The organism is Lentzea kristufekii (genome assembly GCF_033949925.1).
Taxonomy (GTDB): domain Bacteria; phylum Actinomycetota; class Actinomycetes; order Mycobacteriales; family Pseudonocardiaceae; genus Lentzea; species Lentzea kristufekii.
The window spans coordinates 1-20,546 of the sequence record NZ_JAXAVV010000032.1; the positions used below are offsets into that span (position 1 = coordinate 1).

Annotated in this window: 24 protein-coding genes; 15 read left to right on the forward strand and 9 right to left on the reverse strand. The window is 68.4% G+C overall.

All coding sequences use genetic code 11. From position 1 onward, the window contains the following. Both SK571_RS40595 and mca read right to left on the reverse strand, forming a co-directional pair. Positions 1 to 272 (reverse strand): hypothetical protein (locus SK571_RS40595; RefSeq protein WP_406602103.1); only part of this gene is annotated, 272 nt, incomplete at its 3' end. 2 nt (positions 273 to 274) lie between these two features. After that, on the reverse strand, positions 275 to 1,144 hold the full coding sequence (gene mca / locus SK571_RS40600) for a mycothiol conjugate amidase Mca (RefSeq protein ID WP_319989439.1): 870 nt from the start codon (positions 1,142 to 1,144) through the stop codon (positions 275 to 277). A 96-nt stretch (positions 1,145 to 1,240) separates the two neighbouring features. Between mca and SK571_RS40605 the strand changes: the two genes are divergently transcribed. Together SK571_RS40605 and greA are read left to right on the forward strand one after the other, a co-directional pair. Beyond that, entirely contained in the window at positions 1,241 to 1,663 is a 423-nt protein-coding gene (locus tag SK571_RS40605; RefSeq protein WP_319989440.1) for a DUF4307 domain-containing protein, read from the forward strand. Positions 1,664 to 1,847: 184 nt separating this feature from the next. After that, the gene (greA, locus tag SK571_RS40610) at positions 1,848 to 2,345 is read left to right on the forward strand and encodes a transcription elongation factor GreA (protein WP_090007240.1); all 498 of its coding nucleotides are present in this window, start codon (positions 1,848 to 1,850) and stop codon (positions 2,343 to 2,345) included. Positions 2,346 to 2,373: 28 nt separating this feature from the next. Here the strand turns inward: greA and SK571_RS40615 are convergent, their stop codons facing one another. Further along, entirely contained in the window at positions 2,374 to 2,883 is a 510-nt protein-coding gene (locus SK571_RS40615) for an Lrp/AsnC family transcriptional regulator (protein WP_090065570.1), read from the reverse strand. Between the two features lie 74 nt (positions 2,884 to 2,957). On the opposite strand from SK571_RS40615, the gene hppD reads away from it, so the two are divergent. Then, positions 2,958 to 4,139, forward strand: coding sequence for a 4-hydroxyphenylpyruvate dioxygenase (gene hppD / locus SK571_RS40620; protein ID WP_319989441.1), 1,182 nt, complete (start codon positions 2,958 to 2,960; stop codon positions 4,137 to 4,139). Positions 4,140 to 4,193: 54 nt separating this feature from the next. Then, complete coding sequence (locus SK571_RS40625; protein ID WP_189158166.1) at positions 4,194 to 4,436, forward strand: hypothetical protein; 243 nt, start codon at positions 4,194 to 4,196, stop codon at positions 4,434 to 4,436. 107 nt (positions 4,437 to 4,543) lie between these two features. On the opposite strand, the gene SK571_RS40630 is transcribed toward SK571_RS40625, so the two are convergent. The 3 genes from SK571_RS40630 to SK571_RS40640 form a co-directional block, all read right to left on the reverse strand. After that, positions 4,544 to 5,689 (reverse strand): cystathionine gamma-synthase, encoded by a 1,146-nt coding sequence (locus SK571_RS40630; RefSeq protein WP_319989442.1) that lies wholly within the window; start codon positions 5,687 to 5,689, stop codon positions 4,544 to 4,546. 111 nt (positions 5,690 to 5,800) lie between these two features. Then, positions 5,801 to 6,862 carry an RDD family protein gene (locus SK571_RS40635; protein ID WP_319989443.1) on the reverse strand — a complete coding sequence of 354 codons (1,062 nt, stop codon included), beginning with the start codon at positions 6,860 to 6,862 and terminating at the stop codon, positions 5,801 to 5,803. A 90-nt stretch (positions 6,863 to 6,952) separates the two neighbouring features. After that, the gene (locus tag SK571_RS40640; protein WP_319989444.1) at positions 6,953 to 8,323 is read right to left on the reverse strand and encodes a cystathionine beta-synthase; all 1,371 of its coding nucleotides are present in this window, start codon (positions 8,321 to 8,323) and stop codon (positions 6,953 to 6,955) included. A 119-nt stretch (positions 8,324 to 8,442) separates the two neighbouring features. Between SK571_RS40640 and SK571_RS40645 the strand changes: the two genes are divergently transcribed. From SK571_RS40645 to SK571_RS40655, 3 genes are all read left to right on the forward strand, one after another. Further along, the gene (locus SK571_RS40645) at positions 8,443 to 9,315 is read left to right on the forward strand and encodes an SGNH/GDSL hydrolase family protein (RefSeq protein WP_319989445.1); all 873 of its coding nucleotides are present in this window, start codon (positions 8,443 to 8,445) and stop codon (positions 9,313 to 9,315) included. Between the two features lie 91 nt (positions 9,316 to 9,406). Then, on the forward strand, positions 9,407 to 10,627 hold the full coding sequence (locus tag SK571_RS40650; RefSeq protein WP_319989446.1) for an acetyl-CoA C-acetyltransferase: 1,221 nt from the start codon (positions 9,407 to 9,409) through the stop codon (positions 10,625 to 10,627). A 163-nt stretch (positions 10,628 to 10,790) separates the two neighbouring features. Beyond that, positions 10,791 to 11,000 carry a hypothetical protein gene (locus tag SK571_RS40655; RefSeq protein ID WP_319989447.1) on the forward strand — a complete coding sequence of 70 codons (210 nt, stop codon included), beginning with the start codon at positions 10,791 to 10,793 and terminating at the stop codon, positions 10,998 to 11,000. Here the strand turns inward: SK571_RS40655 and SK571_RS40660 are convergent. Together SK571_RS40660 and SK571_RS40665 are read right to left on the reverse strand one after the other, a co-directional pair. Beyond that, positions 10,997 to 11,407 (reverse strand): GNAT family N-acetyltransferase, encoded by a 411-nt coding sequence (locus SK571_RS40660; RefSeq protein ID WP_319989448.1) that lies wholly within the window; start codon positions 11,405 to 11,407, stop codon positions 10,997 to 10,999. The genes SK571_RS40655 and SK571_RS40660 overlap by 4 nt on opposite strands. A 92-nt stretch (positions 11,408 to 11,499) precedes the next feature. Then, entirely contained in the window at positions 11,500 to 12,306 is an 807-nt protein-coding gene (locus SK571_RS40665) for a Bax inhibitor-1/YccA family protein (protein ID WP_090065563.1), read from the reverse strand. A gap of 319 nt (positions 12,307 to 12,625) precedes the next feature. Here SK571_RS40665 and SK571_RS40670 point away from each other — a divergent pair, with 319 nt between their 5' ends. The 3 genes from SK571_RS40670 (at position 12,626) to SK571_RS40680 (ending at position 15,937) form a co-directional block, all read left to right on the forward strand. After that, positions 12,626 to 14,014: an MSCRAMM family protein gene (locus SK571_RS40670; RefSeq protein WP_319989449.1), complete on the forward strand. Its 1,389-nt coding sequence runs from the start codon at positions 12,626 to 12,628 to the stop codon at positions 14,012 to 14,014. Continuing rightward, complete coding sequence (locus tag SK571_RS40675; RefSeq protein ID WP_319989450.1) at positions 13,999 to 14,712, forward strand: class F sortase; 714 nt, start codon at positions 13,999 to 14,001, stop codon at positions 14,710 to 14,712. The genes SK571_RS40670 and SK571_RS40675 overlap by 16 nt, the downstream gene beginning before the upstream one ends. A 70-nt stretch (positions 14,713 to 14,782) precedes the next feature. Then, positions 14,783 to 15,937, forward strand: a complete 1,155-nt coding sequence (locus SK571_RS40680; RefSeq protein WP_319989451.1) for a polysaccharide deacetylase family protein — start codon at positions 14,783 to 14,785, stop codon at positions 15,935 to 15,937. A 159-nt stretch (positions 15,938 to 16,096) separates the two neighbouring features. Here SK571_RS40680 and SK571_RS40685 read toward each other — a convergent pair whose 3' ends face one another. After that, positions 16,097 to 17,089: a PQQ-dependent sugar dehydrogenase gene (locus tag SK571_RS40685; RefSeq protein ID WP_319989452.1), complete on the reverse strand. Its 993-nt coding sequence runs from the start codon at positions 17,087 to 17,089 to the stop codon at positions 16,097 to 16,099. A gap of 332 nt (positions 17,090 to 17,421) precedes the next feature. On the opposite strand from SK571_RS40685, the gene pqqA reads away from it, so the two are divergent. The 5 genes from pqqA (at position 17,422) to pqqB (ending at position 20,538) form a co-directional block, all read left to right on the forward strand. After that, positions 17,422 to 17,544 carry a pyrroloquinoline quinone precursor peptide PqqA gene (gene pqqA / locus SK571_RS40690; RefSeq protein ID WP_319989453.1) on the forward strand — a complete coding sequence of 41 codons (123 nt, stop codon included), beginning with the start codon at positions 17,422 to 17,424 and terminating at the stop codon, positions 17,542 to 17,544. A gap of 79 nt (positions 17,545 to 17,623) precedes the next feature. Beyond that, a complete protein-coding gene (gene pqqC, locus SK571_RS40695) occupies positions 17,624 to 18,319 on the forward strand; it encodes a pyrroloquinoline-quinone synthase PqqC (protein ID WP_319989454.1) in 696 nt (231 codons plus the stop codon). After that, positions 18,316 to 18,594 (forward strand): pyrroloquinoline quinone biosynthesis peptide chaperone PqqD, encoded by a 279-nt coding sequence (gene pqqD / locus SK571_RS40700; RefSeq protein ID WP_319989455.1) that lies wholly within the window; start codon positions 18,316 to 18,318, stop codon positions 18,592 to 18,594. The genes pqqC and pqqD overlap by 4 nt, the downstream gene beginning before the upstream one ends. Next, positions 18,587 to 19,666 carry a pyrroloquinoline quinone biosynthesis protein PqqE gene (gene pqqE, locus SK571_RS40705; RefSeq protein ID WP_319989456.1) on the forward strand — a complete coding sequence of 360 codons (1,080 nt, stop codon included), beginning with the start codon at positions 18,587 to 18,589 and terminating at the stop codon, positions 19,664 to 19,666. The genes pqqD and pqqE overlap by 8 nt, the downstream gene beginning before the upstream one ends. Further along, positions 19,663 to 20,538 (forward strand): pyrroloquinoline quinone biosynthesis protein PqqB, encoded by an 876-nt coding sequence (pqqB, locus tag SK571_RS40710; protein ID WP_319989457.1) that lies wholly within the window; start codon positions 19,663 to 19,665, stop codon positions 20,536 to 20,538. The genes pqqE and pqqB overlap by 4 nt, the downstream gene beginning before the upstream one ends. The last annotated feature ends 8 nt before the right edge of the window (positions 20,539 to 20,546 follow it).

The following is a 20,546-nucleotide window of genomic DNA, read 5'->3' on the forward strand; positions in this document are numbered from 1 at the left end:
TCCTTCTTCTTCGGTGCGGAAGGCTCGGCCGGGGTCTCCTTCGAGGCCTCGGCCGGCTCGTCGAACGATGCGGGCAAGCCCTTGATGTGCTTGTTCATCGACTTGACGAGGAAGAACACCGCGATGAAGAAGACGATCAGCAGGACGAGGCCGACCGGGGAGGACTTGCCGAAGTCCTCGCCCTGGCCGCCCTTGTCGTTGTCGTTCGTGTTCGACGGCTGCACGGCGACGAGCGCCACCGTGCTGCCGACGGAGAAGTCTGGGGAGAGCACCCCTAGACCTTAACTCCGGCGAACAGGTCGTTCTCCGGCAGCGTCGAGTCGACCAGCGAGCGGACGAGCTCGTACTCCTCGGTCGGCCAGATCTCGCGCTGCAGCTCCATCGGGATGCCGAACCAGCGGCTGGTCGGGTCGATCTGGGTGGCGTGGGCCTTCAGCGCCTCGTCGCGGACGTCGAAGTAGTCCGCGCACTCGACCTGGGTGGTCACGCGGTCCATCACGTCCGGACGGTCGGTGCTCCAGTTCGCGAGCCACTCGGTGTACGGCGACTCCATGCCGCGGGCCTCCATCGCCTCGTGGAAAGCCACGATCTTGGCGCGCGAGAAGCCGTGCCCGTAGTAGACCTTCAGCGTCTCCCACGCCTCGCCCAGTTCGGGCTGGTAGGCCGGGTCTGCGGCCGCGTCCAGGGCGGCCATCGAGATCTCGTGCGTGCGGATGTGGTCCGGGTGCGGGTAGCCACCGTTCTCGTCGTAGGTCACCACGACGTGCGGGCGGAAGTCGCGAATGGCCTCCACCAGGGACGGCACCGACTCCTCCAGCGGCACGAGGGCGAAGCACCCCTCGGGCAGCGGCGGCAGCGGGTCGCCCTCGGGAAGGCCCGAGTCCTTGAAGCCCAGCCAGCGGTGCTGGATGCCGAGGATCTTGGCCGCGCGGGCCATCTCCTCCCGGCGAACCTCGATGATGTTCTCGAGCACGTCCGGCCTGTCCATCGCCGGGTTGAGGATGCTGCCCGCACCACCGTCGGTGCAGGTCACGACCATCACGTCGTGCCCTTCGGCGATGTAGCGAGCCATCGAGGCCGCGCCCTTGCTCGACTCGTCGTCGGGATGTGCGTGCACTGCCATAAGGCGCAGCTTGTCGGCCATGACCCCCGTGGTCCTCCTGTGAGAATGGTCCTGCGACACTCATCAACTGAACGCCGGGCACCATTGTTCCCCAGAGGCCGAGGAGGGCGCGGACAAGTGGCACAACGCGTGCTCCCCGAGGGGCGCTACCGCAAGCAGAGCCGTAAACCCATGGCCACGTGGACGCGCTGGGCATTACTCGCCGTAGCCGTCGCCGTGGGTGCCGTCATCGCCTTCGTCGGTTACCGAAATCTCGGCACAAAGCCGATCGAGGCGAAGCAGACCGCGTTCATCCTCCTCGGCGACGACCAGGTGAAGGTCAGTTTCGAGGTTTCCCGAGATCAACCGGAGCGTGCGGCTGTCTGCATCATTCGGGCCCGGTCCAAGGACGGGGACGAAGCAGGCAGACGCGAAGTTCTGGTGCCACCGGGAAATGACGTCGTCGTAGAGACAACCGTTCTCCGCACCTCGAAGCCGCCGGTCACCGGCGAGGTGTTCGGGTGCTCCTACCAGGTTCCCGCCTACTTGTCCACGAGCTAGCGGCCAAGCGGGTGATCTGCGGTTTAAACGGCGAGATGGGGAACAAATCGCCGTCGCTGAACGTTGTCTACGTGTTACTATTGCAGCTCAAGCACGGCCCCGGCGCGGGCCGTGTTTTTCCGTTCCGGGCCCACGGCCCGGGAACTATCTGGGGCACACGCGTGCGCCGGAGCAAGACGAGGAGTTGGTGACCGTGAGCGACACCCAGGTGACCTGGCTGACCCAGGAGGCCTACGACCGGCTCAAGGCTGAGCTGGACGAACTCATCGCGTACCGCCCGGTCATGGCTGCCGAGATCAACGCCCGCCGCGAGGAGGGCGACCTCCGTGAGAACGGTGGCTACCACGCGGCTCGCGAGGAGCAGGGCAAGCAGGAGGCGCGCATCCGCCAGCTGCACGAGCTGCTCCAGGCCGCGAAGGTCGGCGAGGCGCCCACCACCAAGGGTGTCGCGGCACCGGGCACAGTGCTCACGATCCGCTACGAGGGTGACGACGAGACGGAGACTTTCCTCCTCGCCACCCGCGAAGAGGGCGCGCACGGCGAGATGGAGGTCTACTCCCCGCTTTCGCCGCTCGGCAAGGCCCTGAACGGCGCCAAGGACGGGGAGACCGTGTCCTACGAGCTGCCGAACGGCAAGCAGCAGAAGGTCACGCTGATCTCGGCGGTTCCGTACCAGTCGTAGTCACGCCACAAAACGTGCGAAAGGGCGGTCACTTCGGTGGCCGCCCTTTCACGCGTTCCAGCAAAGGCCGCACACGTGGAGGCACCGGCGTCGACAACGCGATGGAGGTCGACAGCCTCCGGACGTGAGGAACGTCGACGATGTGATCGACCACGCGCTGCAGGTCCGCGTTCGACCTGGCGACCATTCGCACGAACAGATCCCCTTGGCCCGTCGTCGCGTGCACCTCGCACACCTCGCTGATCGCGGCCAGCCCCTCGCACACCTCGGCCCGGCGCCCCTGCGCGATCTCGACCGTCGCGAACGCCGTCAGCCCGTAGCCCATCGCACCGAGGTCGAGCGCCGGCGGGAACCCGGTGAGCACGCCCCGCTCGACCAGCCTGTCCAGCCGGGCCTGCACGGTTCCCCGCGCGACGCCCAGCCGGCGGGAGCATTCGAGGACGCCCAGCCGTGGCTCGTCCGTCAAGAGCAACAGCAGCTTCGCGTCGAGTTCGTCCACGGGCTGGTCAGAGTGCTCACTCTGCTGATCTGAAGGCATGGATCACTATACAAATTGCCCTGTGAATTCGCTGACTGTTGCTCACCATGCTAGGTCGAATCATGCTGATGGGCATGACGCAGCAGCTTGACGACGTGAGCTACGACCAGCTCCGGCAGCTCGTGGGGTTGGTCGACTACGACGCGACCAAGGACCCCTTCCCCGTGCGCGCCATGGACGCTGTGGTGTTCGTCGCGGGCAACGCCACGCAGACCGCGTGGCTCTACCAGGTGGCGTTCGGCATGGAGCTCGTGGCCTACGCGGGCCCCGAGACCGGCCAGCGCACCCACAAGTCGTTCGTGCTGAAGTCGGGCTCGGCCCGCTTCGTGATCCACGGCGGCGTCACGCCCGGCTCCGAACTCCTGGACCACCACCGCCGCCACGGCGACGGCGTGATCGACCTGGCACTGGAGGTCGGTGACGTCGACCAGTGCATCAAGCACGCCCGCGAGCAGGGCGCCACCGTGCTGGAGGAGCCGCACGACGTCACCGACGAGCACGGCACCGTCCGCCTCGCCGCGATCGCGACGTACGGCGAGACCCGCCACACGCTCGTCGACCGCTCCAGGTACACCGGCCCCTACCTGCCCGGTTACGTGGCGCGCAGCTCGTCCGTGAAGCGTCCGGAAGGCGCCCCGAAGCGCCTCTTCCAGGCCGTCGACCACTGCGTCGGCAACGTCGAGCTCGGCAAGATGGACTACTGGGTCGAGTGGTACAACCGCGTCATGGGCTTCGTGAACATGGCGGAGTTCATCGGCGACGACATCGCCACGGACTACTCCGCCCTGATGTCGAAGGTCGTCTCCAACGGCAACCACCGCGTCAAGTTCCCCCTGAACGAGCCGGCGATCGCGAAGAAGAAGTCGCAGATCGACGAGTACCTCGAGTTCTACGAGGGCGCGGGCGTCCAGCACATCGCGCTGGCGACCAACGACATCATCACCACCGTCACGGCCATGCGCGACGCGGGCGTCGAGTTCCTCGAAACGCCGGACTCGTACTACGACGACCCGGAGCTCCGCGCCCGCATCGGCGAGGTCCGCGTCCCCATCGAGACGCTGAAGGAGCACCGCATCCTCGTCGACCGCGACGAGGACGGTTACCTGCTGCAGATCTTCACGAAGCCGATCGGCGACCGCCCGACCGTCTTCTACGAACTGATCGAGCGCCACGGCTCCCTGGGCTTCGGCAAGGGCAACTTCAAGGCACTTTTCGAGGCGATCGAGCGCGAACAGGAGCGACGCGGCAACCTCTGATGGCGATCCCCCGGTAGGCTGCCTCACGGGGGACTCACATCGGGTGGAGGTGGCATGGCATTCGCGCGACGCGTGGCCGCGGTGATTCCGCTGGTCGGAGCCGTGACCACGGCTGCGGCACTGACCGGCGCGGCGTTCTTGACAGTGGCGCACGCGGGCTGTGACGAAGCCGGCCGCTTCGTCCGCACCGGCGAGACGATCCAGTTCGTCGGAGGCTGTGTGAACGGCGCCGACCTACCGGCGGCGCCGACAGCCGAGGCCGAGAACGTGGACAGGTTCGGCTCGAAGAAGCCGTGAGGCTTTGAGACGTGGAAGGCCCCTCCCGTGCGGGAGGGGCCTTCTGCGTGTCCGAGCCTGTCGCGTGACGCGGGGCCAGCCGTGGTCACGGCTGCGACCAGCGAACCTCAGCCCAGCGCTTCGAGCAGGTCGGCCACCAGATCGTCACCGGACTCGATGCCCACCGACACCCGCACCAGATCCGCGGGCACCTCCAGCATCGACCCGGCCGTGGAAGCGTGCGTCATCTTCCCGGGGTGCTCGATCAACGACTCGACGCCGCCCAGCGACTCGGCCAGCAGGAACAGCTTGGTCCGCGCGCAGACCTCCAGCGCCGCCTCCTCGCCACCCTCGACGATGAACGACACCATCCCGCCGAACCGGCTCATCTGCTTGGCCGCGACCGCGTGCCCGGGGTGCGACTCCAGGCCGGGGTAGATGACCTTCTTCACGCGCGGGTGCCGGGTCAGGGCCTCGGCGACCAGCTCGGCGTTGTCGGAGTGCTTCTCCATGCGCAGCTGGAGGGTCTTGATGCCGCGCAACGTCAGGTAGGCGTCGAACGGGCCGGGGACCGCGCCCGCGCCGTTCTGCAGGAAGCCGAACGCCGCGTCCAGCTCCTCGTCGGAGGTGATCAGCGCACCGCCCACGACGTCGGAGTGCCCGCCGATGTACTTGGTCGTCGAGTGCAGCACCACGTCCGCGCCCAGCTCCAGCGGAGTCTGCAGGGCGGGCGAGGCGAACGTGTTGTCCACCACCAGCTTGGCGCCGGCACCGTGCGCGACCGAGGCGATGGCCGCGATGTCGCCGATGTTCAGCAACGGGTTGGTGGGCGTCTCGATCCACACGAGCTTCGTCTCGGGACGGATGGCCGCGCGGATGGCGTCGACGTCCGAGACGGGGGCGGGCGAGTGGGTGATCCCCCACTGGGAGAAGACCTTGTCGATCAGGCGGAACGTGCCGCCGTAGGCGTCGTTCGGGATGACGATGTGGTCGCCGGGCTTGAGGAACGTGCGCAGCGCGGCGTCGGTCGCACCCATGCCGGAGGAGAACGCACGGCCGTAGCGGCCGCGTTCGAGCGACGCGAGGCACGTCTCCAGTGCACGACGGGTGGGGTTGCCGGTGCGCGAGTACTCGAAGCCCTCGCGCAGGCCGCCCACGCCGTCCTGGGCGTACGTCGACGTGGCGTAGATGGGGACGTTCACCGCACCCGTGGTCGGGTCCGGGTCCTGACCGGCGTGGATCGCCCTGGTGGCGAAGCCGTATGGGGTGCTCATGTTCGAAGGGTACTCACCCATCTGGCCGCCGACCGCAAGAGTCCAAGCAGTGAAAACGGACCAGCCCCCGGCCGAGGTGGCCGGGGGCTGGTCGAGGTCGTGCCGAGGGCTTTACCAGCCCTGCTGCTGACCGCCGTAACCCTGCTGCGGGGGCTGGCCGTAGCCGCCCTGCTGCGGGGGCTGCTGCTGCGGGTAACCGCCGGTGCCGGGCTGCTGCGGGTAGCCGCCGGTGCCGCCGTAGGGCGACGACGCGGTCTCCGGAGCGTTGATCACGACGGACTTCATGATCTTGTCGGCCCAGGTCTGCTTCTTGGGCTCCCACAGCGGGGCGAAGAAGCCCGCGTAGCACGGCAGGGCGTCGACGACGTGGCACAGCTGGCGCACGAACGTCGTACCGCCGCCGAGCGGCTGCATGGTCTCTTCACCGACCAGCTTGATCTTCGCGACCTTCTTGCCGATCGACTGACCGGTCTGGCCCTGCTTGATCACCGTGTTCCAGATGATGAAGCCGAAGTTCGCCAGCCAGATCGGGATGGCGAGCAGCGCGAGACCGGGGGCGTCGGACGCCACCGCGATGCCGACGACCACGTAGTACAGGATCAGCGTGACGACGGTCGGGGCCGCGACGTCGATCAGGTAGCCGACGAAGCGCGAGCCCCACTCGGCGTACCCGGTCGGGGGCTGCGGCGCCATGCCGTAACCGGGCTGGCCGTAGCCGCCGGGCTGGCCGTAAGCCTGCTGCTGCGGCTGACCGTACGGGTTCGACTGCGGAGCCCCGTAAGGCTGCTGCGGCTGACCGTAGGCACCCGCGGCCGGCTGGCCGTACGGGTTGGACTGCGGAGCGCCGTAAGGCTGCTGCTGAGGAGCACCGTAGGGCTGCTGCTGCGGAGCGCCGTAGGCCGGCGGCTGGGCGGGGAACCCGCCGGAGCCGGGTCCCTGAGCCGGGAAGCCACCCGAGGAGGGCGGCACCTGACCGGGGCTGACGACCTGGGTGGCGTCCGCGTTCTGCTGCGGTGCGGCAGGAGCCTGCCCTGGCGAGACGACCTGCGTCGCGTCCGGGTTCGGGTTCGCCGCGGACGGCTGGCCACCCCCCGGGACGATCTGCGTTGCGTCCGCGTTGGGCTCCTGCGGCTGACCGCCGAACGGATTTCCTGGCGGCTGCGGAGCGTTCATCCGGTTTCCAACCCCCTTGGCTGGGCCGTGTACGAGTAAGACTGATGATGATCTGGGGCGTCACGCTATCGGACGCACCGGCTTCTACGCTCAGCGACCAGCCAAGAACCCCAGAATGTCCTGCCGAGTCACGACCCCGGCCGGCTTTCCGTCCTCCAGCACGAGGGCGGCGTCGGCGTTCGAGAGCGCGTTCATGGCGATGCCGACCGGCTCACCGGCGCCGAGCGTCGGCAGCGGCGGCGACATGTGCTTGTCCAAACGGTCGGACAGCTGGGCCTTTCCGGTGAACAACGCGTCGAGCAGGTCGCGCTCGTTGACCGCGCCGGCGACCTCGGCCGCCATGATCGGCGGTTCGGCGTTGACGACCGGCATCTGCGAGACGCCGAACTCGCGCAGGATCGCGACGGCGTCACCCACGGTCTCGTTGGGGTGCGCGTGCACGAGGTCGGGCAGCATGCCGCCCTTGCGGCGCAGCACGTCGCCAACGGTCGCGCCGGTCGAGTCGGGCGGGAGGAAGCCGTAGGACGCCATCCAGCGGTCGTTGAAGACCTTGGACAGGTAGCCGCGGCCGCCGTCCGGGAGGATCACGACCACGACGGCGTCCTCGGGCAGGTCCTTCGCGATGCGCAGCGCGGCGGCGGCCGCCATGCCGCAGGAACCGCCGACGAGCAGGCCCTCCTCGCGGGCGAGGCGGCGGGTGACGTCGAACGAGTCCGCGTCCGAGACCTCGACGATCTGGTCGCAGATGGTCTTGTCGTAGGCCTCCGGCCAGAAGTCCTCGCCGACGCCCTCGACCAGGTACGGACGGCCGGTGCCGCCCGAGTAGACCGAGCCTTCCGGGTCCGCGCCGATGACCTTCACGGCGCCATCCGAGATCTCCTTGAGGTACCGGCCGGTGCCGGAGATCGTGCCGCCGGTGCCGACGCCGGCGACGAAGTGCGTGATCTTGCCGGCGGTCTGGCGCCAGATCTCGGGGCCGGTCTGGTGGTAGTGGCTCGCCGGGTTCTCCGGGTTGGAGTACTGGTCGGGCTTCCACGCGCCGGGGATCTCGCGGACGAGCCGGTCCGAGACGTTGTAGTAGGAGTCCGGGTGCTCGGGGGCGACCGCGGTCGGGCACACCACGACCTCGGCTCCGTAGGCCTTGAGGACGTTGCGCTTGTCCTCGCTGACCTTGTCCGGGCACACGAAGACGCACTTGTAGCCCTTGCGCTGCGCGACCAGCGCGAGCCCGACGCCGGTGTTGCCCGAGGTCGGCTCGACGATCGTGCCGCCGGGCTGCAGCTCACCGGACTTCTCGGCCGCCTCGACCATCCGCAGGGCGATGCGGTCCTTCACGCTGCCGCCGGGGTTCAGGTACTCCACCTTGGCCAGCACCGTGGCCTTGATCCCCGTGGTCAGGGAGTTCAGCTTGACCAGCGGCGTGTTGCCGACCAGATCGACGACGTGCTCGACGTACTCCACCGGTATCTACTCCCCTGCTCCCACTCTCCGAGATAGCGGGACGAAGCGTAGCTCTAGTGGCTGCGGAGGTTGATTCGAACGGCGACGCCGACGATTCCACGAGGAAGGGGGTGTCGCGGATGATCGGACTGCGGACGCTGCGAGGGGTGGCGATGACCGCCGCGACGCTCGGAGGTCTCTCCGGTGCGCTGGTCGGTCTGCTCACTGAGCAGGGACGACGTGCCCGGGTGGCCATCGGCGTGCTGGAGCACCTCTGGCCCGCACCGGACGGCGTGTACCTCGACGACGGCGGTGATCCGGTGCGGCTGGCGGTGCTCGGAGACTCGATGGCGGTGGGTGTCGGTGTGACCCATCCCTCGCAGATGCCGGGTGTGTTGCTGGCCCAGGCGCTGGCCGAGGAAGCCGGGCGGCCGGTGCGCCTGTCGACGTACGCCATCAGCGGCTCGACCACGCACGACCTGGTGCCGCAGGTCGACGCGGCCGTGCGGGACGTGCCCCAGGTCGCGTTGATCATCATCGGCGCGAACGACGTGACGTCGCGGATGGGCACCGCCGAGTCGGCCCGGCTGCTGGCGGAGCAGGTGCGCAGGCTGCGCGCGGTCGGCTGCGGCGTCGTCGTCGGCACCTGCCCCGACCTCGGGATCGTGCGGCCGATCCCCCAGCCGTTGCGGATGGTCGGACGCCGGTACAGCCTGCGTCTCGCGGCCGCGCAGACCGCCGCGGTGCGCCAGGCGGGTGGCGTGCCGGTGTCCCTCGGGAACCTCCTGGCGCCGGAGTTCATGGCGCGGCACGTCGACATGTTCAGCTCGGACCGCTTTCACCCCAGCGCGATCGGCTACGAGGCCGCGGCCGGCGTGCTGCTGGCGCCGTTGTGCCAGGTGGCGGGGCTGTGGCCGGGTTGGATCGCGCCTGTCGTGCGGCTGCCGTCCGCGGCCGCGCTGGCGGTGCGGCCGTCCCGCGTGCCGACCTGGCTGCAGAAGCGGCACGCTTGAGTTTCGGAATTCTCGTCACTCGCGCTGGCCGGGGTGAGCGGGCGTTAACTAGGCTCGACGGCAACCTTGACTCTCAACGAGGAGTTTCGTGATGCCTGAGGCCGTGATCGTCTCCGCCGCCCGCTCCCCCATCGGCCGTGCGGGCAAGGGCTCGCTGAAGGACGTTCGGCCCGACGACCTGGTGGCGCGGATGATTCGCGCCGCACTGGACAAGGTGCCGCAGCTCGACCCCGCGCAGATCGACGACCTGATGCTCGGCTGCGGCCTGCCAGGCGGCGAGCAGGGCTTCAACATGGCGCGCGTCGTCTCCGTGCTGCTGGGCTACGACAACCTGCCCGGCACGACGGTGACCCGCTACTGCGCTTCTTCGCTCCAGACGACGCGCATGGCCCTGCACGCCATCAAGGCGGGCGAGGGCGACGTGTTCATCAGCGCCGGCGTCGAGACCGTGTCGCGGTTCGCCAAGGGCAGCTCCGACTCGTGGCCGGACACGCACAACCCGCTGTTCGGCGAGGCCGAGGCGCGCACCGCCTCCGTCGCCCAGACCGGTGCCGCGGAGTGGGTGGACCCGCGTTCGCTCGACGTCGTGCCGGACGTCTACATCCCGATGGGCCAGACCGCCGAGAACCTGGCTCTGCTCAAGGGCGTCTCGCGCCAGGAGATGGACGAGTTCGGCGTCCGCTCGCAGAACCTCGCCGAGAAGGCCATCGCCGACGGCTTCTGGGCCCGCGAGATCACGCCGGTCACGCTGCCCGACGGCACCGTGGTCTCGTCCGACGACGGCCCGCGCGCCGGCGTCACCTACGAGGCCGTGTCCCAGCTCAAGCCCGTCTTCCGTCCCGACGGCCGCATCAACGCCGGCAACTGCTGCCCTCTGAACGACGGCGCCGCGGCCCTCGTGATCATGTCCGACACCAAGGCCCGCGAACTCGGCATCACGCCGCTGGCCCGGATCGTGTCGACCGGCGTCTCCGGCCTGTCCCCCGAGATCATGGGCCTCGGCCCGGTCGAGGCCTCGAAGCGCGCACTGGCGCTGGCGGGCCTGTCGGTCTCCGACATCGACCTCGTGGAGATCAACGAGGCGTTCGCCGCCCAGGTCATCCCGTCCTACCAGGACCTCGGAATCGACCTCGACCGCCTGAACGTGAACGGCGGCGCGATCGCGGTCGGCCACCCGTTCGGCATGACCGGCGCGCGCATCACCACGACCTTGATCAATTCGCTGCAGTTCCACGACAAGCAGTTCGGTCTCGAAACGATGTGCGTGGGCGGTGGCCAGGGCATGGCGATGGTCATCGAGCGACTGAGCTGATCTTTCGTTCAAGATCTGCAAATTGACGCTTGCAAGTGGCTCCGTATCACCCGAACGGAGCTACTTGCCTGCCCCCTTTCTGCCGATGAGATGAATCGTCGCGCATTGGCGTCATCAGGCGAGGGGAAGTCCGTCCCTACCGATGAGTGAGGAGGGGTCGGACATGCCCTACGTGTGGTGGCAAAGCGAATACGACCTGCAATGCCATGCTTTCTCTCTTGATCAAACCGACGGTTCCCGCAGCTTTTACGAGGCCGTCTGCGAACATTCGGTTCCCGACGAACGGGTGTCGCGCGCCCAGGCGGGCGCCCTCTGCATGAACTGCTTGATCAAGGTGGGCAGCGAACTGCCGGACGTGCGCTGGCGGGCTTAGCGCCGCCACATCCCGATCGAGCTCGGTGCGCTCTCCACGAAGCCATGTCGTGCGTAGAGACGACGGCCGGGCGGATCTGCGAGCAGACTGACCTGAGCACCCGGAGAGGATTCACGGATTCTCGCCAGCAGCGCGGTCATGATCGCGTCGCCGATGCCTTTGCGTTGATGCTGCGGCAGCACCGCCATGTCGATGATGACGAAGTACCAACCACCGTCACCGAGCACGCGGCCCATACCTGCGGTTTCACCTGATTCCACGTGAATGACACTGGCGCTGGCCCACGCGCCGTTGATGCCGTTCTCGGCTTCTTCCCTGGTGCGCGCGCTCAGTCCGGATTCCTTGCGCAGACGCAGGTAGTCGTCGACCGACGGCGGTTCCATGACGAGCCGGTATGCGGAGTCCACGCTTCCCCCTGATGTTGAATTCTCCGAACTTCCCCGCAACGCCGAAGGGGCGCCCCGCCGCAGCGGAACGCCCCTCCAGCACACCCGAAGCGTCAGTCCGAGTTGAAGTACGACAGCAGGCGCAGGATCTCGGTGTACAGCCACACCAGGGTGACCGTGAGACCGAACGCGATCTGCCACGCGAACTTCGCCGGCACGCCGGCGCGGATCGCCTGGTCGGCGGCGTCGAAGTCGATCAGGAAGCTGAACGCCGCGAGGCCGATGCAGACGAGGCTGAAGATGATCGCGAGCGGGCCACCGCTGCGCAGGCCGAGGCCGCCGTCGGTGAAGAAGCTCATGACCAGGTTGAAGAGCATGAGGATGCCGACGCCGATGATCGCGCCGACGATCCACTTGGTGAACTTCGGCGTGACGCGGATCGCGCCGGTCTTGTAGACCACGAGCATTCCGAAGAACACGCCGAGCGTGCCGATGATGGCCTGACCGATCATGACGACACCCTGACCCGGGTTGCCGGTCATGCGGTCGACCATGTTGCCGATGATCCCGCTGAACGCGCCGAGGAAGACACCTTCGACGGCGGCGTAGGCGAGGACGAGTGGCGGGCTCGGCATCTTCTTGAACATGATGACGAGGGCGAGCACCAGACCGATGATCGCCGCGGGGAACAGCAGACCCCACGCCTTCATGAGGTACGTGATGACGGCCGTCGTGGCCACCAGGGCGAGCGTCATGCCCGTCTTGGTGACGACGTCGTCGATCGTCATCGGCCGCTCGCTGGTCAGCGGCGGCGGGGCCTGCTGGTAGCCAGCCTGCTCTGGCTGGCCGAAGCCTGCGTAGCCTCCGTACCCGCCGCCGGTCGGCAGGTTGCGGAAGGCCGGGTTGCTGCTCGAGCGCACCTGATCCTCCTGTGGCGTTGCTTTACGCCGTCACTGGGTTCAACGAGCACGCTTAGTGCCATGTTCCCCATCGGTAAAGGCGACTTTACCCCCGACGACGATCACACGTGCGCAAATACTGCGCCAACTCCAGAGCGTTATACGACTACGGCGTGTCGCGGCGTGTCCGACCCGAACCGCGTAAGCCGCGTCACATTCCGATCACGTTCACACGCAGAGTAGCGAGAGACTTCCCCCTCGTGGCGGCTTGTCCCCGGTGTGGGGGACCGACAAGCTCGCACGCGGGATAATCCGCAGGTCAGAGGGGATCAAGATCCAAATGGGCTGGAAACGTCTGGCCGCCGTGGCGATGGTTTCGGGGCTCGCGCTCCTGACCGTTCCCTCGACGGCGTCAGCGGTCGGCGTCAAGGGCATCGGCCACAACGCGTCAGGGCTCCAGCCCAACGCCACGCCGGGTAGCGAGTGGCACGGGTCATACATCTGGCAGGACAAGCAGGTGTGGTGCGTGCAGTACGCGCTGCCGGCGCCCGACAGCGGTGTCGGGTACCGCGAGGGCGACGAACTGCTGACCAAGGCCGGCAAGAAGCTCGAGGCCGGCATCGCGGCGAACATCTCCTACCTGCTGCTGCGCTACTCCACGACCAAGTCGCCGGAGGAGGCCGCCGCCCTCGCGCACCTGCTGCACAGCTGGACGTCGGTGCCCGACGGCGCGGTGCGGCTCGACACGACCGACCCGAAGTTCCTCGCCTACGACGCGCCCTTCTACGCCGCGCGGCTCCCGCAGCCGGTCATGGACGCCGTCGCGCGCCTGAAGGCCGACGCCGAGACCAACCGCGGTCCGTGGACGCTCAGCGCCACCGCGCCGAAGGAACCGCTGATCATCGGCTCCGAGTCCACCTGGACGCTCGCGCTGGTCAAGGCCAACGACAAGGGCGTCACGAACGCGCCCATCAACTTCACCCTCACCGACGCCACGCTGGCCGACGGCAAGACCAGCGGCACGGCCACCACGGGTGCCGACGGCCAGCCGGCGACCGTGAAGGTCATCGCCACCGGCCCGAAGCCCTCGATCGCGGCCGTCGCGGACTCCCCCGCCGACCGGCCCGTCGTGCACTTCCCGATCCAGACGGACAACATGCAGCGCATGGTCACGACCGGCGGCGAGAAGAAGCTGAACGCCGCCGCGAACGGCCAGGCCAAGACCGCTCCCGGCGCCGTGAAGATCACGAAGATCGACTCCGAGACGAAGAAGGCCATCCCGGGCGTCGCGCTGCGCGTCACCGCCAAGGACCAGACGAAGGCGGCGAAGAAGCAGGACGACACCGACCTGGTCGGCACGGACGGCAAGCCGCTGGTGCTGCAGACCGGCCCCGACGGCACGGTCGAGGTCCCGGACCTGCGCACCCCGCAGGAGATCTGCCTCGTCGAGGTGGCCGCCCCCAAGGGTTACGAGGAGTTCTTCGACCCGAAGGCGCCGCCGTCCTCGTGCGGCACGCTCGCGGCGGGTCAGACGCTCGCGCTCGAACTGGTGAACAAGCCGAACAAGCCGGTCGTGCCGAGCACGATTCCCGCCGGCGCGGACGGCCAGACGCCGGTCGCCACCGCGTCGTTCGACATGCAGCTGCGGCCGGGACTGATGCTGGCGGTGGGTGGCCTGGTGCTGCTCGGTGCGGCGCTGGCAGGCTTCCTGGTGTGGCGCAGGCAGTGAGTCCCAAGGCTTTTCTGACCGGTGCGCTGGTGGCGGGTGTGGCCGCCGCCAGCGTGTTGGTCACCACGTCCGAGACCGAGGTCCTCCCCGGACGCGCGGTCGCGGACGAGATCCCGGTGGTGGGACCGGGGCCGGTCGCGGACAGCCTGAGCACCGGCCGCGGTCCCGACCTCACCGGGTTGATCGGCGGTGCGAACACGGCCAACGCCAAGCCCGCCGACCCCACCCCGCAGCAGCAGCAACAACCCGCGCCGCCCAAGGCCGGTCCGGGTTCGGTCCGGCTGCCCGCGGGCGGTTCGGCGACGCTGGTGCGCAAGGAGGTCGAGGACGGCGTGCTGCCGGTGCCCGACGGCATCGGCGAGGCGACCTGGTGGGGCACCGAGCTCGCGGGCGCCGAGGGTGCGACGGTGCTGGCCGGGCACGTCGACTGGAAGGGCGCCAAGGGCCCGTTCGCGGAGCTGTGGCAGGCGCAGAACGGCCGTGAGGTCGTGATCGCCGACAGCGCGGGCAAGGAGTTCAGGTTCCGCATCAAGCAGATCGAGACCATCCGCAAGGAGGAGCTCCCCGCACGCGCCGTCGAGTTCTTCGGACCGCGCGGGCCGCACCGGCTGGTGCTGGTCACCTGCGGCGGCACGTGGGTCGGTGGTCAGCAGGGGTACGAAGCGAACCGAGTGGTCATCGCCGAACCCGTTCAGTGACCAATCGAGCACCTCGCGCAACCCGTTCGGGTAATCAGTCGTCTCCTAAGGTGTGAAACGGTGGGGATGGTTGACCACTGGCCTTGCTCTGGGGCTGGTTCTGGCAGTGGTGATGACGCTGGGGGCGCACGAGGACCCGGCGAACCAGGCGGACTCCGGCCCGTTGCCGATGGCTCCGAGGCTGCCCGCTCCCAAGGACGCGGGACCGACACCGACCGTGCCGGCGGCCACCCCCGAGCAGGTGCAGAAGCAGCCGTGGATGCACAAGCTCACGCCGGGTGAGAAGCCACCGCAGTTCGTGCTCTTCTCGTTCGACGGCGCGGTGTCGAAGCAGCACTGGGACAAGGTCCTGCCGATCGCGAAGGCCAAGAACGCGCACGTGACGGGTCTGCTCTCCGGCGTCTACATGCTGGCTGACCCGGACAAGAGCCAGTACCAGCCGCCCGCCGGCCTCAAGCGCGGCCTGTCCGACATCGACTTCGGCGGCACCAGGCAGGACGTCGCCTCGCGGATCGGCTACCTGAACCAGGTGATCGCCGACGGCCACGAGATCGGCACGCACTACAACGGCCACTTCTGCTCGAACGGCACCCAGCCGTCGGTCGACAAGTGGGACACCGCGGCCTGGAACGCGGAACTCGCCCAGTTCAAGCAGATCGTCGACAGGTCCCGCGCCGCCGGGCTCAACCTGCCCGCCGACGCCGTCCGGGGTGGACGGACGCCGTGCCTGGAAGGCAACTGGGACCAGGCTTTCCCGGCGATGGCCGCGAACGGGCTCGTCTACGACACCAGCAAGGTCGCGCTCGGCGTGCAGTGGCCGACCGTCCAGAACGGACTGTACGAGTTCCCGATGCCCGAGGTCCGCGTTCCGGCGCTGGGCAAGCAGGTCGTCATGATGGACTTCAACCTCTGGTACTCGCTCAACCAGGCCAAGGACGAACCCTGGCGCGCGGGCGACTTCGCCCAGATCGTCCTCGACACCTACAAGTCGGTGCACCAGGCCGCGTTGAACGGCAACCGCGCGCCGATCGTCGTCGGCAACCACTTCAACGAGTGGAACGGCAACGCGTTCTCGACGGCGATGGAGCAGTTCATGGAGTACGTGTGCGACAAGCCGGAAACGGTGTGCGCCACCTACACCGAGGTGATCCAGTGGATGCAGCTGCAGGATCCGGCGGTGCTGGACCAGCTCCGCCGGATGCCCGCTGCTCGCAACTGGTCCTAGTGGCGTGACCCGGCCCGTTGGCGAGCGAATTCACGCTCAGCAGGGCGCCTCGCGGCACCGCCCCCACGCCCCCATACATCCAGTATGAGGACGTGGGGGCGGCACCACGATGCACCCGTCTGACCGCGAATTCACCCGGCAACGTTCCGGGCCACACCACTAACCGTCCGTAGAAATGATCCGGTCGTCGTTGGCGCCCGGTGAGCCGTTGGCGTCCTGGTTGGACGTGCCCAGCCAGAGCGTGCCGTCCGGCGCCGGAGCCACCGCGCGCACGCGGCCGTAGCTCGTGAACACCGCCTGCGGGGTGCCGAGCGTGGTGCCGTTCACCGGGATCTTCCACACGCGCTTGCCGGTGACCGCGCCGACGTACAGGGCGTTCTTGTAGAACGCGATGCCGGTCGGACCGGCCTGGCTGGTGGACCACGTCTTGACCGGGTTGGTCATGCCCGCGGTGTTGCAGTTGCCTTCACACGTCGGCCAGCCGTAGTTCTTGCCGGCCTCGATCCGGTTGACCTCGTCGGTCCTGCTGTTGCCGAACTCCGTGGCGTACGCGGTGTTGCCGATCCACGTGATGCCCTGGACGTTGCGGTGACCGATCGAGTAGACGACGCTGCCGGCGCGAGGGTTGCCGGCAGCGGGCTTGCCCGTCTCGTCGAAGCGCAGGACCTTGCCGCCCAACGAGTTCCAGTTCTGCGCGGTGGCGGTGTTCTGGCCGTCGCCCGTGGTGGCCCACAGGAAGCCGTCCGGACCCCACTCGAGTCCGCCGCCGTTGTGGTAGCGGTTCTTGGGAATCCCGGTGACGATCGGCTGCGGCGTGCCGCCGAGCTGAAGCTTGGCGACGCGGTTGTCGCTGGCCGTCGAGTAGTAGATGAAGACCGAGTTGTCGGTCGCGAAGGTCTTCGACACGGCGAGGCCGAGCAGGCCGCCCTCACCGCCGGTCAGCTGGGCCTGTTCCACCGTGTCGAGTTCCGTCACGGTGGTGCCCGTGATCTTCTTGATCTTCCTGGTGTCCCGCTCGGTGAAGATGCCGCTGCCGTCCGGCAGGAACTCGATGTCCCACGGGATGTCCAGCTTCGTGGCGAGTGTCCGTTCGGCCAGGACGGAGGGATCGTCCTGCGCCGAGGCGGGCAACACGCAGAGGGTCGCGGCCATGGCAGTACAGGCTGCCGCTGCTGCGATACGACGAGCACGCATGTGTGCTCTCCTTCGGTCCGCTCGTTAGGGTCTGCGGCGGCGGCGTTGCAGGGCGTGTTTACGCAATCACAGATCGCAGTGACCTGCAACAGTGGTCGGAGGTTCCGTAATTCCCGGGTACCGCAGCGGCGAAACAAGACGATTTCCCTCCGATGATTTCAGGCAACTTCGTGGGCGGTCTGGACCTCGACGTCCCGGAAGACATACCGTGTGGGTCGCCGCCGCGCCCCAACGGAAAGCGCTTGCACGCCCACTCGGGCATGCGGGCCGGACACCCGAGGAGTTGCGCCATGAACGTTGCCGTCACCACCAGCGAGACGAAGCTGCCCGAGGTCAAGCGCGAGTGGGTCAAGCCCGACTTCCGCGACTTCGAGACTCCGATGGAGGTCACCGCCTACGCGGCCCGCAGCTGACGTCAGGCATCGCGCCGGGGTTCCTGGCAGGCTGCCGGGGACCCCGGCCCCGCGCGCGTTCCTGGAGGAGTTCCCGTCCATGACTGCCGTTGCCCCCGCGGAGTTCGTCGCCGAGCTCCGCGCCCTCGCACCCCGGTACTGGGACAGCCACCCGTTCCACCTGCGCATGCACGCCGGACAGCTGAGCAAGCACGAGCTGCAGGCGTGGGCCGCGAACCGCTGGTACTACCAGCGTTGCATCGCCCAGAAGGACGCCGCGATCCTCTCCAACTGCCCGTCGCCGGAAATCCGGCGGCAGTGGCGTGAGCGGATCGTCTGGCACGACGGCACCCGGCCGGGCGAGGGTGGCGCGGAGAACTGGATCCGCCTCGCGGAGGCCGTCGGGCTGACGCGGGAGGAGGTGCTCGACGAACGGCACGTGCTGCCCGGCACGCGCTTCGCCGTCGACGCCTACGTGAACTTCGCGCGCACCAAACCGTGGGTCGAGGCCATCGCCTCCGGCCTCACCGAGATGTTCTCGGGTGCGTTGATGCGCAAGCGTTTGGCGGCGTTGCGGGAGCAGTACCCGTGGATCGCCGAGGAGGGCTTCGCCTACTTCACGAACCGCATCCAGGCGGTCGCCGGCGAGGGACAGGCCACTGTGGACATCGTGGTCGAGCATTCCGTCACGCGTGAGCAGCAGCTGGCGGCCGTGGCCGCGCTGTCGTTCAAGTGCGACGTGCTGCGGGCCGTGCTGGACGCCGTCGACTACTACTCGGGCAAGGGCAGGCCGTGACGACGACCGTCGCGCTGGACGCCGTGCCGCGGATCCGGCGCGGCGTGAAGTGCACCTACGACCAGATCCGTTCCGCGCACGTGGTGCTGTTCCCCGAGGGCGTGCTGGTGCTGAACGAGACCGCGGCCTCCGTGGTGGCGCTTTGTGACGGCGTTCGATCCGTCGGCGACATCGCCGTGGTGCTGGCCGACGAGTACGCCGGTGTCGAACCGGGCGACGTGGCCTCGCTGATCGCCCGCATGGTCGAACGAAGGGTGGTGGACGTCGATGGCTGAGGCGCCTTTCGGCCTGCTGGCCGAGCTGACGCACCGGTGTCCGTTGCAGTGCGGTTACTGCTCGAACCCGCTGGAACTGGTCCGCCGCGACGCCGAGCTGTCGACCGAGGACTGGCGGCGCGTGTTCGACCAGGCCCGTTCCCTGGGCGCGTTGCAGATCCACCTGTCCGGCGGCGAACCGTTGCTGCGAACCGATCTGCCCGAGCTCGTGGCGCACGCGAACAGCCTCGGCTGCTACGTCAACCTGGTCACGTCGGGGGTCGGTCTCTCGCGCGACCGGCTGCGTTCGCTGGCCTCCCTGGGCGTCGACCACGTGCAGCTCTCCTTGCAGGACGCGACGCGGGAGGGCAACGACCGGATCGCGGGCATCAAGGCGTTCGACCGGAAGGTGGAGGCCGCGGCCCACGTGCTCGACGAGGGCCTGCCGCTGACCGTGAACACGGTGCTGCACCGGCAGAACCTCGACAACATCGCCGGCATCATCGCGATGGCGGAACAGATGGGTGCCGAGCGCCTGGAGCTCGCCAACACCCAGTACTACGGCTGGGCGCTGCGCAACCGCGCGGTGCTGCTGCCGACCCGCGCCCAGCTGGCCGTCGCCGACCCGATCGTGGCCGCGGCGCAGGAACGGCTGCGCGGCCGGATGGAGATCGTCTACGTCATCGCGGACTACCACGAGGCCCACCCGAAACCCTGCATGTACGGCTGGGGCGCGCGGCAGCTGACCGTGGCACCGAACGGCGACGTGCTCCCCTGTCCCGCCGCCACGGTGATCTCGTCACTGGAGATCGAGAACGTGCGCGACTCCTCGTTGCACGACATCTGGCACCACTCGCCGTCGTTCAACGCCTTCCGCGGGTTCGAGTGGATGCAGGACCCGTGCCGCTCGTGCCCGCGCAAGGAGATCGACTTCGGCGGGTGCCGCTGCCAGGCGTTCCAGCTGACGGGTGACGCCGCCGCGACCGATCCGGTCTGTTCTCTGTCTCCCGCGCGGTCCACTGTGGACCTGATCCTGGAGACCGAGATGGCGCCGTCCGAGGTCCCCGCGATGGCGATGAGGAAGATGCGGTGAAGGCGGTCCTGCTCGGCACGACGGCAGGTGGCGGTTTCCCGCAGTGGAACTGCGCGTGTCCTCTGTGCGTGCGTGCCCGTTCCGGCGAGTTGCCCTCCCGCTCCCAGGACTGCCTGGCGATCAGCGGCAACGGCACCGACTGGTGGCTGGTCAACGCTTCGCCGGACATCCGGACGCAGATCGCTTCGTGTTCGTCGTTGAACCCCGGTCCTGGAGCGCGCGACACACCGTTGCGCGGTGCCCTGTTCACGGACGCCGAACTGGACCACACGCTGGGCCTCTTGACGTTGCGGGGCGGCGCGGGTCTGACGGTGTGGGCGCCGGGCTCGGTCCTGCACGCGCTGAAGGACCAGTTCGACCTGCGCACCGTGATCGACGGCTACGCGCCGGTGGAGTGGCGTCAGGTCGACCAGCCTTTTGAGGTCGGCGGGCTGCAGGTCTCGGCGATCCCGATCAGTGGCAAGCGCCCGAAGTACGCCCGCTCGTCCACTGTGGACGGCCATTGGGTGGTCGCCTACCGGTTCTTCGATCCCGTCTCGCGCGGCGTGCTGGTCTACGCGCCCTGCCTGGCGTCCTGGCCTGACGGTTTCGACGAGGTGGTGGCCGGTGCCGACTGCCTGCTGCTGGACGGCACGTTCTACGCGGCCTCGGAGATGGGTTCCGCGACCGGCAGCTCGTCCGGGCAGGCCGCGATGGGCCACCTGCCGATCACGGCGAGCCTGCCCGAGCTGCGGCGTTTTCCCGGGGTGCGGCGGATCTACACCCACCTCAACAACACCAACCCGGTGCTCGACCCGTCGTCGCCCGAGTCGGCCGAGCTGCGCGAGGCCGGTGTCGAAGTCCCCCTCGACGGCACTGTGATCGAGCTGTAGATCGGCCA

Excerpts from the sequence above, each read along its gene's own strand:
- hppD (WP_319989441.1), top strand. The coding sequence starts at position 2,958 with ATGACGCAGCAGCTTGACGACGTGAGCTACGACCAGCTCCGGCAGCTC.
- pqqE (WP_319989456.1), top strand. The coding sequence starts at position 18,587 with ATGGCTGAGGCGCCTTTCGGCCTGCTGGCCGAGCTGACGCACCGGTGT.
- SK571_RS40670 (WP_319989449.1), top strand. The coding sequence starts at position 12,626 with ATGGGCTGGAAACGTCTGGCCGCCGTGGCGATGGTTTCGGGGCTCGCG.
- SK571_RS40650 (WP_319989446.1), top strand. The coding sequence starts at position 9,407 with ATGCCTGAGGCCGTGATCGTCTCCGCCGCCCGCTCCCCCATCGGCCGT.
- SK571_RS40635 (WP_319989443.1), bottom strand. The coding sequence starts at position 6,862 with ATGAACGCTCCGCAGCCGCCAGGAAATCCGTTCGGCGGTCAGCCGCAG.
- SK571_RS40625 (WP_189158166.1), top strand. The coding sequence starts at position 4,194 with ATGGCATTCGCGCGACGCGTGGCCGCGGTGATTCCGCTGGTCGGAGCC.
- pqqC (WP_319989454.1), top strand. The coding sequence starts at position 17,624 with ATGACTGCCGTTGCCCCCGCGGAGTTCGTCGCCGAGCTCCGCGCCCTC.
- pqqA (WP_319989453.1), top strand. The coding sequence starts at position 17,422 with ATGAACGTTGCCGTCACCACCAGCGAGACGAAGCTGCCCGAGGTCAAG.
- SK571_RS40645 (WP_319989445.1), top strand. The coding sequence starts at position 8,443 with ATGATCGGACTGCGGACGCTGCGAGGGGTGGCGATGACCGCCGCGACG.
- SK571_RS40655 (WP_319989447.1), top strand. The coding sequence starts at position 10,791 with ATGCCCTACGTGTGGTGGCAAAGCGAATACGACCTGCAATGCCATGCT.
- mca (WP_319989439.1), bottom strand. The coding sequence starts at position 1,144 with ATGGCCGACAAGCTGCGCCTTATGGCAGTGCACGCACATCCCGACGAC.
- SK571_RS40685 (WP_319989452.1), bottom strand. The coding sequence starts at position 17,089 with ATGGCCGCGACCCTCTGCGTGTTGCCCGCCTCGGCGCAGGACGATCCC.
- SK571_RS40630 (WP_319989442.1), bottom strand. The coding sequence starts at position 5,689 with ATGAGCACCCCATACGGCTTCGCCACCAGGGCGATCCACGCCGGTCAG.
- SK571_RS40615 (WP_090065570.1), bottom strand. The coding sequence starts at position 2,883 with ATGCCTTCAGATCAGCAGAGTGAGCACTCTGACCAGCCCGTGGACGAA.